This is a genomic window from Chryseobacterium sp. KCF3-3 (assembly GCF_045865955.1).
GTDB lineage: Bacteria > Bacteroidota > Bacteroidia > Flavobacteriales > Weeksellaceae > Chryseobacterium.
Window position 1 is genome coordinate 2,410,461 of sequence record NZ_AP035792.1, and the last position, 15,801, is coordinate 2,426,261.

A 15,801-nucleotide genomic window follows, 5' to 3' on the forward strand; every position below is an offset into this window, starting at 1 on the left:
CTTTGTCTCAATCTTTAAAATCTAAAAATGAGACAATATTTTCTGTCACTGGCTATTTTTCTCGGAATTATTGTGGGTGCTCAGCAGAAAACGTTCTGCAATCCCATCAATATCGATTATGGTTATACCCCTTTTGAAGTTTTTTCCAAACAAGGGAAACATCGTGCTACAGCGGATCCGGTGATTGTTAATTTTAAAAATAAACTGTTTCTTTTTTCTACCAATCAGGAAGGATACTGGTACAGTGATGATATGCTGGACTGGAAATTTGTGAAAAGAAAGTTTTTAAGAGATAATAAATATACCCATGATCTTAATGCTCCGGCTGTCTGGGCAATGAAAGATACTCTATATGTGTATGGTTCTACCTGGGAACAGGATTTCCCCATCTGGAAAAGTACAAACCCCACCAAAGACGACTGGAAAATTGCTGTGGATACTTTAAAGGTAGGAGCGTGGGACCCGGCATTCCATTATGATGAAGATAAAAATAAACTCTATCTGTACTGGGGTTCAAGTAATGAATGGCCATTACTGGGAACAGAAGTGAAAGTAAAAAATCTTCAGTCCGAAGGTTTCGTTAAGCCAATTATTAAACTAAAGCCTGAAGATCACGGTTGGGAACGTTTCGGGGAATACAATGACAACGTTTTTCTTCAGCCTTTTGTAGAAGGAGCGTGGATGACAAAGCACAATGGAAAATATTATATGCAGTATGGTGCTCCGGCAACAGAATTCAGTGGATATTCCGATGGTGTATATGTCAGTAAAAATCCTTTGGAAGGTTTCGAATATCAGCAGCATAATCCATTCTCTTATAAACCGGGAGGTTTTGCCAGAGGAGCAGGTCACGGAGCAACGTTTGAAGACAATTATAAAAACTGGTGGCATATTTCCACCATTTTTATCTCTACCAAAAATAATTTTGAAAGAAGACTGGGAATATGGCCTGCAGGGTTTGATAAAGACGACGTGATGTACTGTAATACGGCTTATGGGGATTATCCTACTTACCTTCCGCAGTATGCACAGGGGAAAGATTTTACTAAAGGTCTTTTTGCCGGATGGATGCTGTTGAATTATAATAAACCGGTTCAGGTTTCATCTACTTTGGGAGGTTATCAGCCCAACTATGCTGTAGATGAAGATATCAAAACGTACTGGAGTGCCAAAACCGGAAATTCCGGAGAATGGTTTCAGACGGATCTTGGAGAAGTGTCTACGATCAATGCCATTCAGATCAATTATGCGGATCAGGATGCGGAGTTTATGGGGAAAACCTTTGGAAAAATGCATCAGTATAAAATCTATGGTTCTAACGATGGAAAGAAATGGAATGTAATTGTGGATAAAAGCAAAAACACAAAAGATGTTCCTCATGATTATGTAGAACTTGAACAACCTGCAAAAGCCCGTTTTCTTAAAATGGAAAATCTGAAAATGCCTACCGGAAAATTTGCATTAAGCGGTTTCAGAGTGTTTGGAAAAGGAGCAGGGAAACAGCCAGCAAAAGTAGAAGGTTTTGTGCCTTTACGAGCTGATCCGAAAAAGTATGGTGAAAGAAGAAGTATCTGGATGAAATGGCAGCAGAATCCTGATGCGGATGGCTATGTAATCTATTTCGGAAAGACTCCCGATAAATTGTATGGAAGCATAATGGTCTACGGAAAGAATGAATATTTCTTTACCGGGGCAGACAGAACAGATGCCTACTATTTCCAGATTGAAGCTTTCAATGCCAACGGGGTTTCTGAAAAAACAGCCGTTGCAAAATCAGAATAAATTAAATTAAAATATAAAAAAATGACACGTTCTGAAAAATCAGGACGTGTTATTTTTTGCCTGTTTTCTTGAGAAATGCTTCTATTTTCTTGATAAGGAATTGATCATTCGGATGTTTATCCCAGTCCAGATGTCCACCATTGAATTGATAAGATTCATGGAGGATATGGTTTTTATTTAAAACAGAATCTAATATTTTCTCTTGTGAAGAAGGAATAACACGATCCGAATTTCCGTAATAGGATAAAGTAGGAGGGGAGCTTTCACTGATCCATTTCACAGGGCTTGCAAAATCTATTCTGGAAGTTCCTGATTCCACTACACGAGGATCTACAAGCCTTCTTTCCACAAAGGAATATTCCTGGTAATTTTTAAAACCCGGATCCGAAAGATCTGCAGGACCCACAATATTAATAACAGCTTTTACTTTTTTATATGAATCAAACTTGTAGGCATACAACATTGATAAATGGGCTCCGGCACTGTTTCCTAATAATATCAACTTCGAACTGTAGCCGAGTTTCTTTTCTAAAAAAGCAGAAACATCTTTAATATCATTCATCTGATTGGGCAATCCATAATGAGTTTCTGATGTCAGTCTGTAATTCATATTGACAAAAATATGATCAGGAAATCTCTCCATCATAGAAAGGGTGAAAAAGGTAAGCTGTGATTTATTTCCACTACGCCAGCCTCCACCATGAATCATGATAAAAATATTCTTTTCTTTGATTGTTTTTGTATGTGGAATATAGAGATCCATTATTTGTTCAGAACTCTGTCCATAATGAACATTTTCCTCTTTATCAAAGCTGATATCTTTGCCCAGATTGATCTTTTTTTCTGTGCAGCTAGTCCAAAGAAAGGGAAGACTAAGGCAAATTAAAATAACTCGTATGTGTTTTTTCATAGCTATTAAATATAAAAAAATCCGCTGAAAAATAATCAGCGGATACCGTAAGAATAATTGAATATGAAGAAAGATAATTCTTTATCTGGTTCTACTTTTAATAGCATCTGAAGCACCTTCGATGTCTCTTACCTTTTTCACTTTCTGGTTTCCGAAATTATAGGTAAGACTTACTGTTAAGCTTCTGTTGTAACGGTTTTGGTGGACATAATTATAGTTCCCGTTTTCCTGAAAATCTTCAATTTTAACGATGTTGGTATTCAGTACATCATTTACATTCACTGCAAACGTCCAGTCGTTCCACATTTTCTTAAGGCTAAGATCTAAACTCATCAGGTTTTTCAATGAACCAAGCTCAATCTGCTGTTTGTCTACGAAGAAGTAATTAAGTCCGAAGAACCATGTTTTCTTTTTATCAAGACGAACAGTATTGTTGGTTTGAATCAGAAGACTGGTAGAATTGGTTTTATTGGTGTACGTAATAAATTTTCCATTGGGTCCTTTTTCATCTTTGAAGCGGTCTCCGGTTGTAGGATCAGTATCAAGGCTTCCATTGTTGATATTATGTTGTACCCCGATATTGAAATTGGTTGTCCAGTATTGCTTGAAAAATGATTTTTGAATACCTACCATTGCAGACATTTCCTGTTTATTCCCAAAATTGGTTCTGATATATCTCAATGCCGGGTTTTCTCCTTCCTTTCCGGCCGGTGATACCGGATATCCCTGAAGTGGTACCTGTGTGATCACATCCTGGATATAAGAGTGGTTTAAAATCAGGAAATACGAATTTTTGAACATATAAGTAAGCTCCTGATTATAGTTGGAAGACGCCTTTACAAATGGATCATTCTGAGTATAATTATCATCTGTAAGAATGTTCCTTACCGGATTAAGTTCCCAGAAACTCGGTCTTCTCATTCTGCTTGAAAAGGAATACGAAATATTGTTTTTGTCATTAATTGCATAATTCACGCTGAGATATGGAAGAAGGTTTTTATAATTTCTTTCAATTCTTCTAAGGGCTTCTGTGGGAGCGTTGTCAGAAGTTCCAAGACTGTTTGTGATCTCATATCGGGTACCTATTTTTCCGGAAAGTTTGTCGGAAATCTTTTTCTCAACGGTAATATACATTCCGTAGATGTTTTCATCATAGATAAAATGGTTGGGCCTTGAATCCGGTGCTTTTACAGGATTAAAAGAATAAGTTATGTTTTTAGAATCGTTATCTGTTTTGGTTTTATTATAATTTCCACCTATAGACACGGTCAGATCATTTTTAAACTTTTGATTATAATCTACCATTCCTGAGAAATTATTAATGATCTGAGGGAGATCCTGCAATACCTGTGTTTTTATTTTTCCTACTTCTCTGTTGATATCCGAAGCAAAAGTTTGATTATCTGTGAACTGAAATCTTCTATAGTTGAGGTAAGCTGCGTTTACATTCAGTTTACTTCCTAATGAATCTGTTTTTAATTCATAATTTAAATTCACAGAATTGTTATAAGATCTTGAATCTTCACGGTTTTTAGACCATGTATATTCTGTCTTTGTTTTTTTAATGGTATTAAATAAATCTACCGTTGAATTATAACTTTTATTGGCCCATGTGTTCCATGATAATGCAAGATTGCTTTTATCATTTAGCTGATAATCAATATTCAGATAACCACCGATGTTTTTATTCGGATCATCCACATCTCCTACAGATTCATTAGAAGTTTTGGAAGTCCCATTTCTTAAAGTATAGGTTTGTGGCTCAATATTTTCACCCCCGCTAAGGCTGGCGCTTACTCCCAGTTTGTTTTTTCTGTAATTGGCTGAGAAACTCGCCTGACTTCCGTTATATTTATTGGTAGTGTTAGACATTCTCATATTTCCATTGAGACCATCACTCATTTTTTTCTTTAAAACGATATTGATGATTCCATCAGATGATTCCACCTGATACTCACTTCCCGGAACAGTAATGACTTCAATTTTCTGGATATTTTCTGCCGGAGTATTTTTCAGAAATTGAGCCAGAGACTCAGCGTCCATATTGCTTTTTCTGCCATTGATAAAGATCAGCGCATTATTTTTTCCTGCGATTTTCAATGTTTTATCATCTGTGGAAGATAATAACGGAGTCTGCTTTAATAGATCAAAAGTGGTATTTCCCTTCGCCACAGGAGATGCTGCTACATCATATACAAAACGGTCGCTTTGTTTTTTAAAAACCTGTTTTGTAATGGTAACTCCTTCTATATTTTTTGTTTTTGCCGTATCGGATTTCTTTTCCTGAGCAAATGCGCAAGTACCGAATATGATAGCCATTGACAAAATTATACGTTTCATGTTGTTTTTATTTAAGAGTGGTTTGAGTGTAAAGTTTTATAGATTAGGTTCTTGATTTTACAGCATCGTTAGCTGATTTCATTTCCCTTGCTTTTTTCAGTTTCTGATTTCCGAAATTATAAGTCACTCCGATGCTCATGAGCCTTGGATAATTGAAGTTGGTGATATTATTATATTTTCCATTAGGCTGTACTCCTTTAATGCTGTAGAAACTTTGATTAAATAAGTCGCTCACTTCCGCTACAATCGTCCAGTCTCCGGCAATTTTTTTCAGACTTAAATCGAAACTCTGTCTTGCTCCTATCATTCCTCCTTCCATTGCGGTCTGGCTGGCAAAGAAGTAATTAACCCCTAAGAACCAATCTTTTTTAGAAGAAAGTCTGATGACATTATTGAGGGTTGCAGACATATTGTAGTTTTTGACATCAATGATATAAGGATCTACCACTTCAGTTTCTCCCGGAACGGGCATAGAAGTAGGATCTTCAAATACTCCGCCTTTGTAGGTAACATATCCTAAATTGACAGAATAGTTGGTTGTCCATATGTCTTTGAACCAGGATTTGTTCATTCCAAGAGTTAGGGCAATCTCCCTATTTTTACCATAATTGGTTCTGATATATCTTAAGAATCTGGTAGTTTCCATAATTGGATTTCCTTTGATATCCTTTATGATTTTCCCCTCAGAATCTTTTTTAGGAGCTGTTACAGTTCCCTGCAATGGAATCAGGTCTGAGGCAGCTGCATCCTCCACCATATTAAAACTAAGGTTGGCATAGAATGCATTTTTGTACATATAATTGATCTCCTGATTATAATATTTGGAAGCCAGTATAAATGGATTGTTCTGCGTATAATTCGTAGGAGTAAAGTAGGTTCTTGAAGGATTCAGTTCCCAGAATCTTGGTCTTCTGATTCTGCTGGAAAAAGTATAGCTTACATTATGGTCTGAGTTGATTGCGTAATTTAAATTCAGATAAGGCAGAAGGTTATTGTAATTTCTTTCAAAACCTGTTTTGTCTACGATATCTCCTGTACTTCTGGTCATTTCATATCTTGCCCCTATTTTTCCGGATATTTTTTCAGTCAGCTTTCTTTCATAGTTCAGATAAATTCCGAGAATATTTTCTTTATAAATGAAGTGATTCGTTTGGTTCGGGTCTATTATAAATTCTCCTTTTGTCAATTTATCCTGTTTGGTATCATTATCTGTATTGGTGTGGTTATAGCTTATTCCCATCAACCATGTTGCTCCTTTAGCTGTTTTTTTCAGATAATCAATATTGGCAGCATAGTTGTTAATAATCTGTGGTACAGCTTGATGTAATGCTGAATATTTGTTGATTGTATCATTTGTTAAAGGAAAACTTTCATTGAAGCTCACTTTATCTCTGTTGAACCACAGGTAAGAAACGTTGGATGTAAGCTTACTTCCCAGAGAATCTGTTTTCATCTCATAATTCAAATTGAAAGAATGATTTCTGGTCTGTGCATCCTCGTTATTAACCGTTCTGTTGTTTAATACTCCGTTTTGCCAGTTCGTAATATCCAGTACAGAATTGAAACTTTTGTTGTATCTCATGTTGTAAGAGAATCCAAGACTGTGTTTTTTATTAATTTCATAATCAACATTGAAGCCTCCACCAAAATTTTTGTTAGGATCATCATTAAACCCAAATGATTCATTTTTGAAAGTAGGATCACCATTGGACAGCGTATATCTTTGTCTGTCTGTCCAGCTTCCCGTTCTGAAATTAGAATTACCTGACCATTTCCCCTGTCTGAAATTAAAAGAAGCTCCTGCATTAGGATTATTGTAATAAGCCTGCTCGTTCTGCATTTTCAACGTTCCGTTGTAGCCGTTGTTTTTGCTTTTTTTCATCACAATATTGATGACACCTTCTTTAGATTCAACCTGGAATTCACTTCCGGGAACTGTGATGACTTCTATTTTCTGAATATCCTCAGAGGGAGTAGATTTCAGCATTTCAATCAATGCCTCAGAGTCCATATTGGTTTTCTTATTGTTGATATAAATCACGGCATCATTTTTTCCCAAAATCTTCAGCGTTTTTCCATCAATACTGGAAATCATCGGAGTTTGTTTTAAAAGATTAAAGGTGTTGGTTCCTTTAGCGATAGATGAAGAAGCTACATCATACACCAAACGGTCACCTTGCTTTTTGAAAACCTGCTTCTTGATATTCACTGCATCAATAGCATTTACTTTCATACTGTCTTTTTTCTGCTGGGCAGTGATAAGTCCACCGAAAAATAGTGCTGCAATAAGAATTTGAGTCTTCATGATTATTCTTTTTTAATTAATAGCTTGTATGGTTTGTTATTTTATATTGCAAAGATATGTAATAAATTTAGTATCATGCAATACAAAGTACTGAAAAATATTTTTAATTAAATTTAATTGATTGATTATCAGTTGATAAAAATTTAGTTAAAAATAATGATTGCTTGACCTTTCTGTATAATAAGACAAATAACAGATGTTAAATGTTACATGGAAGAAAGAAATTAATATAGATTTTTAATTAAAAAAAAGAGAAAAATAATAAAATGTGCTGATGATATACTTTTATTATTAATTTAGTGAAAACTAAAAACTAATACCATATGCGAAAATTTTACCTATTATTTTTGTTGTCTATGTTGTTATTTTCATGTAAAGATGAATCTTTGCTAGAAATAGAAGACAACACATCCAATTCAACCTCCAATTATAATTTTGGAGCTACTACACAAAGAAATTTCCAGGGAGTCGTTCTTGATACAAACGGAATCCCGGTTTCCGGGGCAACAGTTACAATCGGAACAAGTACTGTTACCACCAATCTTAAAGGTTTCTTCACATTTAAAAATGCTTCGGTAAAAGAAAATTTTGCCCATGTAAAAGTGACAAAACCTGGCTTTGTAAATGCATCAAGAGTTTTAGTTCCTACTAACGGAATAAACAGAGTGAATATCATGATGATTCCGGCGACAACCACCTCTACAATTGCTACTGGTTCAACCTCTACAGTTTCACTACCCAACGGAACGAAAGTAAAATTCGATGGAAGCTTCAAAGATGCCAACGGAAATCCCTATTCAGGAAGTGTGAGCGTTGGAGTTTTTCACTTAACACCATCCAACCCATATCTTAATGAATTAATGCCGGGATCTTTTTTGGCAACCAACTTGGGAGGGAATGCCAGAATAATGGAAACTTTTGGAATGCTGCATGTACAATTAACAGGAAGTTCCGGACAGAATCTTCAGATTGCCAACGGCCATACTGCAGAAATTACAGTTCCAATAGATGCTGCACAAACTTCCAGCTCACCAGCCACAATCCCCTTATGGTCATATAATGAAGAGACCGGAATGTGGAAAGAAGAAGGTGCTGCAACAAAGATTGGAAATACCTATGTAGGAACAGTAAGCCATTTTTCGTGGTGGAATTGTGATGCACAGTTTCCACAGGCAACAATGAAAGTAACGGTGAAAAATTCCGCAGGACAGGTTTTACCTAATATTAAAGTAACTTTAAAGAGAAGCTCTCAATCCTACGAAACTTATGGAATCACAGATAATACAGGAACAGTGTCTGGAATTGTTCCTGCAGGGGAGATTCTTGCTTTAAATGTTTATGATGCCTGCAATAATGTAATGTATACTTCTAACGTTGGCCCATTTACGGCTGGAATCATAACAACGATTCAGGATATTACAGTAAATCCTTCTACATCTGTCAATTATACGATTCAGGGAAGTCTTAAAACCTGTGCGAATACTGATGTTACTGATGGCTATGTAATATTGAGATCTGCTTTAAACACTAACTATTTCCAGTATTTATCATTACCTGTAAACAGTACCGGAGGTTTTATATTCAACACGTATGCATGTACTGCAAATCCTCAGTTTACCTATGAAGGGTTTGATGCCATTAATTTACAAAGCACTAATGAAGTCACTTTCACAGCTCCATCTACAACAGTAAATTTGGGAAATATCATGGTTTGTAATTCTGTGAATGAGCTGATCAGTTATAAAATTGATAATCAGCCAACCGTTAATATAGTGGGACTGTTCAATGCACAATGGACAGGTCTTATACCTTCGCCTATTATATCACCTAAACAATTGAGAATAAGTTCACTGAATGCTGCAGGGCCATTTTTTTCTATGACTCAGAATAATATGTTGGGAGTTGCTGCAAGTTTTACTTCTAATTATGGGCTTGAATTTTCTGGAGGGGCTATTACAGCCAATAATGGAAACCTCGTTGTCAATGTAACTTCTTTTGGAGCGGTAGGAGACTATATTGATTTTACAGTCAATGGAACGTTCACCGATAGTTCAGGAAATCACACCTTCACGGCAACAGGGCATGTAAAACGGGATTTGTAATCACCATAAAAATAAAAAGGACCGAAATGGTCCTTTTTTTATGCAGTATATTTATTCTCTATCGAATCGTGCTAGCTTCTTATCTACCCAAACCGTTGCAAAAGGGAAGAATGCTGATAATAAAGCAAAAACAAAATCTTCGTCATCCCAGTTATAAATTTTTCTGGCAGGAAGGCATAACAAAAGGTAAAGTGTAAAAAATAATCCGTGTAAACTACCAATAACGCTGATGAAGATAATAGAATATAAATTTTCATCATACCGAATCCAGATCATCGCAACACAGTACAGTAAAAGACATGAAACAGCTTCGGCAAGACATATCTGCTTAAACCATTTGATAATTTTTTCCTGAGAATATTTTGAGAATATTTTTTCGATGAAGTCCATTTCTTAAATTATGAGGTGAGAGATAAAAGGTAAGAGTCTTTCTCCGGCTTTTAGTTTTAGCCTCTCATTTCTGATGTGCAAAATTACTTATAAAAACTACTACCATCCAAATATTCAAAAACTTCAGGCGGAAGCATAGGTCTTACATTTTTACCACTCTTAACCATATTACGGATTTCCGTAGCAGAAAGTTCTATTACCGGAGCCTTGATCAGAGAGATATTTTCATGCTGTAAATATTCGGAATCTTTTTTCTCTCCTTCAAATACTCTTGGATAGACAATGATATGATGATTTTTGATCAGCATATCAGAGTTTTTCCATTTGTGAAGACTCTTCAGATTATCTTCGCCCATGATCAGACTGAAAGAATAATCAGGATATTTTTCATGAAGATAAGTTAGCGTATCAATAGTATAACTTGGTTTCGGAAGAGAGAATTCTACATTGGAAGCTCTCATATTGGGATAGTTCTTTACCGCAAGTTGTACCATATCAAGTCTGTTATGGTCATTCAGTAAAGATTTTTTGTCTTTAAACGGGTTTTGTGGACTTACTACAAACCAAAGTTCATCCATGTCAGAATTTTCCAGAATATAATTAGCCAGAATAAGATGCCCGATATGAATAGGATTGAATGATCCGAAAAATAAACCGATTTTTTTCATTTTTTGTTAGCTAATAGGTAGCAGTAGTTTAGAATATCAATATTTTGATCAGAACTTTATATTTGTTCAGGCTTTTATTACGTGCAACCTAAATCCTGCAACCTTACTTACTCTCTAAATTTTACATCCTTAATATTAAGATAATGAGTTACATTGCCTTTCCAGTGATTTTCTTCCAGGGTAAAAGCAAGGTCGAAACTTTTATTTTTAAAATCCTCAACAAACTGTCCCAGTTTGAATCCGACACATTCAATATTTCGTCCTGTAGATTCCTGTCTGATATAGAACTTCAGGTGATTATTATCTTTTCCCATTGTTTTTACATACCCGGAAAGTTTCTGATCCGTTAATGTAAAAATAGGTTTCATATTATGAGGTCCAAATGGAGCCAGTTTTCTGTGGAAATTGATAAACTCTCTGTTGATTTCATCTACTTTAATCTCTGTATCAATCGTAATAGAAGGTTCTTTCTGATGATCCTTGATTTTTTCAGAAACAATTCTTTCAAATTTTTCCTTGAAAGCATCAAATTTATCCTTCTCCATCGAAAGTCCGGCCGCAGCATGATGTCCCCCGAATTTAAGGAAATATTCAGAACACAAATCAAGGGCTTCATGTACATCAAAATCAGAAACAGATCTTGCAGAAGCTACCATTTCCCCATTATTACCATCAGTAAATACAAGGGTAGGTTTATAATAGGTTTCAATAAGCCTTGAGGCAACAATACCAATTACACCTTTATTCCATTCAGGATGATAAACAATTGTAGTATGCTTGGTTTCCTGCTGGGATTCTATAATCTGATTTAAAGCAGAAAGTGTGGAATTCATATCCAGCTCACGCCTTTCATCGTTGAGATTCATGATATCATTTACAATCTGATTGGCATGTTTCAGATTGTCAGAAACCATAAGCTCTACAGCAGCTTTACCATGAGAAATTCTTCCGGCAGCATTAATTTTAGGAGCGATTTCAAAAACAATATTGGAAATTTCAAAATGAGAAAGTTTATCCTCAGGAATCAATAATCTTAAACCAAGATTTCTGGTCTTTCTGAGGGTTTTTAATCCCATTTTAGCCAGAACTCTGTTTTCTCCTGTCATGGAAACAATATCTGCTGCAATGGAGATTGCCAGAAGGTCTGTCAGTTCAAATAATTCTGCTTCCGGTAATTTATAAATGGTATTAAGTCCCTGGCAAAGCTTAAAACCAACACCACATCCTGAAAGTTCTTTGAAAGGATATCGGCAGTCATTTCTTTTTGGGTCAAGTACAGCTGCAGCATTAGGAATCTCTTCACCCGGAAGGTGATGGTCACAAATAATAAAATCGATATCCAGATTGCTGGCATAGTTGATCATATCAAGTGCTTTGATTCCACAGTCCAGAGCAATGATTAATGAAAAACCATTTTCTTTGGCAAAATCAATTCCTTCCGTGGAAATTCCATATCCTTCAGAATTTCTGTCAGGAATATAATAATCCAGATATTTTTTCTCAACAATTTTGCTGAGATAAAGGTACATCAAAGCAACAGCTGTGGTTCCGTCCACATCATAGTCACCATATACCAATATTTTTTCTCCATTTTCAATAGCGGTGGCAATACGCTCTACAGCTTTTTGCATGTCTGCCATTAAAAACGGATTGTGTATATCGTTAAGGTTGGGTTTGAAGAATTCTCTGGCCTTTTGATAATTGTCAATTCCCCTTAGAACGAGGATTTTAGATTCAAAAGTACCAAAACCAAGTGACGAACTTAGTCTGTCAACAACTTCCTCATCGGGTTCAGGCTTGTAAATCCATTTTTGACTCATTTCACAAAAATAGGGAAAAAAGTTCTAAAAGCGTCTTTAAAAATCAGCAAATTAGATTTTAAAATGGATGGCATAAGGATGAGCAAAATTTATACTTGTTAGTTAAATTGATCAGCGGAATTATATTCTTATTCATTTTAAAAATGATCTCTGCAGGAAAATTATACTCTTTCAAACTATATGTATCACGCATTTTTAGGATTATTTTGTTTAAAATAAAAGGCAAGAACTTTCGGGTTTCTTTTCAATGATAAAAAAATAACATTCAAGACAGATATAGGAGAATTTTTGACTTAATAATTGTTAAAAAATATTATCTTCGTGCTCCAAATTTTAAATGACTATGAAAAAAATTACGCTAAGCCTTATGTTATTTGGGGCAATGTATTCGATCAATGCACAGAAAATTAACCTCGGAAAAGCTGCCGGAATGGTTTCAAATGGTGCAAAAGCCTTAACATTTACCAACGAAGATGCTGTTAAATTATCCAAAGAATCAGTAGATTGGATGGATAAAAATAATCCTGTAGCAGGACCTAAAGACCCATACACTGTGAGACTGAACAAATTGTTTGGAAAACATAAATCTCAGGATGGTCTGAACCTGAATTATAAAGTTTATAAAGTAAAAGATATCAATGCGTTTGCCTGTGCAGACGGAAGTGTACGCGTATTCTCTTCATTAATGGATATTATGACTGATAATGAATTACTTGCTGTAATCGGCCACGAAATCGGCCACGTAAAGAATCAGGATACCAAAGATGCTATGAAATCAGCTTACCTGAAAGCGGCTGCATTAGATGCTGCATCATCAGCTTCGTCAGCTGTAGCTACCCTTAATGAAAGTCAGGTAGGAAAGATGGCGAATGCCTTTTTAGATGCTTCACACAGTAAAAAGCAGGAGTCTGAAGCAGATACTTATTCATATGACTTTATGAAAGCTAATAAATATGATGTTGTGGGTGCTTATACAGCTTTTAAAAAGTTAGCTTTACTTTCAGAAGGAAGTACACAGACTAATTTTGAAAAGATGTTCAATTCTCACCCCGACAGCAACAAAAGAGCAGAATCTATCAAAAAGAAAGCAGAGAAAGAAGGTTTATGGAAAGATCCGGGAACTGTAGCTTTACCCACTGCTAAATTGACGAAATAATTATTTTATTTATTGTTTAAACGAAAATACCTCAAAGCATTGCTTTGAGGTATTTTTATATAGATTTTAATGTTGTTCAGATTATGAATACATTTTTTCTCTTAATTCTTTTACCTTTTTATCAGCAAGGTATTCGTCATAAGTCATTTCTCTGTCGATGATTCCGGTAGGAGTCAGTTCAATGATTCTGTTACAGACTGTTGAAAGCATTTCGTGGTCATGAGATGCCAGTAAAAGATTTCCTTTGAAGTTAGATAAAGAGTTGTTCAAAGTGGTGATACTCTCAAGGTCTAAGTGGTTGGTAGGTTCATCTAATAAAAGAACGTTAGCTTTCTGAAGCATCATTCTACTGAACATACATCTCATTTTTTCACCTCCGGAAAGTACTTTACAAGATTTCAAAGCTTCATCTCCTGAGAATAGCATTCTTCCTAAGAATCCTCTTACGAATTCTTCGTGACGCTCTTCATCATTCTTTGTAAACTGTCTTAACCAGTCAACCAAGCTTAAGTCTTCCTGGAAGAAGTTGGTATTATCCAATGGCATGTGAGACTGATTGGTAGTAACTCCCCATGCAACTGTACCTTTGTCTGCTTCAACATTTCCAGCCAGAATTTCGAAGAATTCCGTAATGGCCAAAGAGTTTTTGGAAAGTACAGCTACTTTATCTCCTTTTTTAAGATTTAAATCAACATTAGAGAATAATAATTCTCCGTCTTTTGTTTTCTCAAGACCTTTTACATCAAGAATCTGATCTCCAGCTTCTCTCTCCATTTCGAAAATAATAGCAGGGTATCTTCTTGAAGAAGGCTTAATATCGTCAATATTTAATTTGTCGATCATTTTCTTTCTTGCCGTTGCCTGTTTTGCCTTAGCAACGTTAGAACTGAAACGTGCAATGAAGTCCTGAAGTTCTTTTTTCTTCTCTTCAGCTTTCTTGTTGGCCTGAGCTCTTTGTCTTGTTGCCAATTGAGAAGCCTGGTACCAGAAAGAGTAGTTACCTGTATATAGGTTAAGCTTAGAATAATCAAGGTCACCGATGTGGGTACAAACCGTATCAAGGAAGTGACGGTCGTGAGATACAACAATTACCGTGTTTTCATAATCAGCAAGGAAGTCTTCCAGCCATGAGATGGTGTCAATGTCAAGGTCGTTGGTAGGCTCATCCAGAATCAGTACATCAGGGTTCCCGAAAAGTGCCTGTGCCAAAAGAACTTTTACTTTGTCTTTGTTCTCAAGTTCACTCATCAACTGCCAGTGCATATCATCCGTGATTCCTACGTTAGAAAGCATAGTCTGAGCATCAGATTCTGCAGTCCAGCCACCCATCTCGTCATAAATTACACCTAATTCTCCGGCCTTAATACCGTCTTCGTCAGAGAAATCTTCTTTTGCGTATAACGCATCCATTTCCTCTTTTATCTCAAATAATTTCTTATTACCTCTTAAAACAGCTTCAAGAACAGTAAACTGATCATAAGCAAAGTGATCCTGCTCCAAAACTGACATTCTTTTCCCTGGTTCCAGAGATACATGCCCTGTTGTAGGATCCTGCTTTCCTGTTAGTATTTTCAGGAATGTAGACTTTCCCGCACCGTTTGCTCCGATGATCCCGTAGCAGTTTCCTTTGGTAAACATAATATTTACCTCGTCAAAAAGAACTCTTTTCCCGAATTGTAAAGATAAGTTAGATACTGTTAACATATAGTTTTGTAAATTTGGCGCAAAAATACGAAAAGAATTTGGGTATTTTGTAATAATATAATAGTCAAGTTTTTAAATGTATGGTATTTTTTATATATTTCATTAACGAAATTTTAAAATGATGAAGATTGAGAAAACAGTTAGCATATTAAATAAAAGAGCCCGTTTTGAATATGAAATTCTAGAAGAATACGAAGCCGGAATGGTTTTGACGGGTACGGAAATAAAATCTTTACGTTCTTCCAAAGCATCCATTACAGAATCCTTCTGTCAGTTTATTGATGGGGAATTGTACATCATCAACATGATGATTGATGAGTATAAATTGGGAACTTTTTACAATCACAAAACAAAAAGGGAACGGAAATTGCTCTTGCACAAAAAAGAATTACAAAAACTTGAAAAAAAGTTAAAGGATGCTGGGAACACCATAATACCTTTAAAATTATATATCACTGACCGAGGGAAAGCAAAGGTGCTGATAGCGCTTGGTAGAGGGAAAAAACTTTTCGATAAAAGAGAGGCGATAAAAGATAGAGAAAATAAACGGAACCTCGACAGAATATTAAAGAAAAGTTAAAAATCATTTGAAAAACTTTGTATATAAAGAAAAATTATATTTAT

At 35.5% G+C, this 15,801-nt stretch carries 11 protein-coding genes; 4 read left to right on the forward strand and 7 right to left on the reverse strand.

Annotated features, from left to right (window positions below; all coding sequences use genetic code 11):
• Positions 1-27: 27 nt before the first annotated feature.
• Entirely contained in the window at positions 28-1,782 is a 1,755-nt protein-coding gene (locus ACKTTZ_RS10830) for a discoidin domain-containing protein (RefSeq protein WP_034694740.1), read from the forward strand.
• Positions 1,783-1,831: 49 nt separating this feature from the next.
• Here ACKTTZ_RS10830 and ACKTTZ_RS10835 read toward each other — a convergent pair whose 3' ends face one another.
• The 3 genes from ACKTTZ_RS10835 to ACKTTZ_RS10845 form a co-directional block, all read right to left on the reverse strand.
• Positions 1,832-2,692, reverse strand: a complete 861-nt coding sequence (locus ACKTTZ_RS10835; RefSeq protein ID WP_407848791.1) for an alpha/beta hydrolase fold domain-containing protein — start codon at positions 2,690-2,692, stop codon at positions 1,832-1,834.
• A gap of 81 nt (positions 2,693-2,773) precedes the next feature.
• Entirely contained in the window at positions 2,774-5,032 is a 2,259-nt protein-coding gene (locus ACKTTZ_RS10840) for a TonB-dependent receptor domain-containing protein (protein WP_407848793.1), read from the reverse strand.
• Between the two features lie 43 nt (positions 5,033-5,075).
• Positions 5,076-7,337: an outer membrane beta-barrel family protein gene (locus ACKTTZ_RS10845; protein ID WP_034694743.1), complete on the reverse strand. Its 2,262-nt coding sequence runs from the start codon at positions 7,335-7,337 to the stop codon at positions 5,076-5,078.
• 323 nt (positions 7,338-7,660) lie between these two features.
• Here ACKTTZ_RS10845 and ACKTTZ_RS10850 point away from each other — a divergent pair, with 323 nt between their 5' ends.
• Positions 7,661-9,439: a carboxypeptidase-like regulatory domain-containing protein gene (locus ACKTTZ_RS10850; RefSeq protein WP_407848796.1), complete on the forward strand. Its 1,779-nt coding sequence runs from the start codon at positions 7,661-7,663 to the stop codon at positions 9,437-9,439.
• A 51-nt stretch (positions 9,440-9,490) separates the two neighbouring features.
• Here ACKTTZ_RS10850 and ACKTTZ_RS10855 read toward each other — a convergent pair whose 3' ends face one another.
• From ACKTTZ_RS10855 to recJ, 3 genes are all read right to left on the reverse strand, one after another.
• Entirely contained in the window at positions 9,491-9,829 is a 339-nt protein-coding gene (locus ACKTTZ_RS10855; protein WP_253316313.1) for a DUF3817 domain-containing protein, read from the reverse strand.
• An 83-nt stretch (positions 9,830-9,912) separates the two neighbouring features.
• On the reverse strand, positions 9,913-10,497 hold the full coding sequence (gene nadD, locus ACKTTZ_RS10860; protein WP_407848798.1) for a nicotinate (nicotinamide) nucleotide adenylyltransferase: 585 nt from the start codon (positions 10,495-10,497) through the stop codon (positions 9,913-9,915).
• Between the two features lie 107 nt (positions 10,498-10,604).
• Positions 10,605-12,317: a single-stranded-DNA-specific exonuclease RecJ gene (recJ, locus tag ACKTTZ_RS10865; protein WP_034694749.1), complete on the reverse strand. Its 1,713-nt coding sequence runs from the start codon at positions 12,315-12,317 to the stop codon at positions 10,605-10,607.
• Positions 12,318-12,660: 343 nt separating this feature from the next.
• Here recJ and ACKTTZ_RS10870 point away from each other — a divergent pair, with 343 nt between their 5' ends.
• Positions 12,661-13,473, forward strand: a complete 813-nt coding sequence (locus ACKTTZ_RS10870) for a M48 family metallopeptidase (protein ID WP_034694837.1) — start codon at positions 12,661-12,663, stop codon at positions 13,471-13,473.
• A gap of 81 nt (positions 13,474-13,554) precedes the next feature.
• Here ACKTTZ_RS10870 and ACKTTZ_RS10875 read toward each other — a convergent pair whose 3' ends face one another.
• Positions 13,555-15,177 carry an ABC-F family ATP-binding cassette domain-containing protein gene (locus ACKTTZ_RS10875; protein WP_034694751.1) on the reverse strand — a complete coding sequence of 541 codons (1,623 nt, stop codon included), beginning with the start codon at positions 15,175-15,177 and terminating at the stop codon, positions 13,555-13,557.
• 121 nt (positions 15,178-15,298) lie between these two features.
• On the opposite strand from ACKTTZ_RS10875, the gene smpB reads away from it, so the two are divergent.
• Positions 15,299-15,757, forward strand: coding sequence for an SsrA-binding protein SmpB (gene smpB / locus ACKTTZ_RS10880; protein ID WP_034694839.1), 459 nt, complete (start codon positions 15,299-15,301; stop codon positions 15,755-15,757).
• Positions 15,758-15,801: the final 44 nt, after the last annotated feature.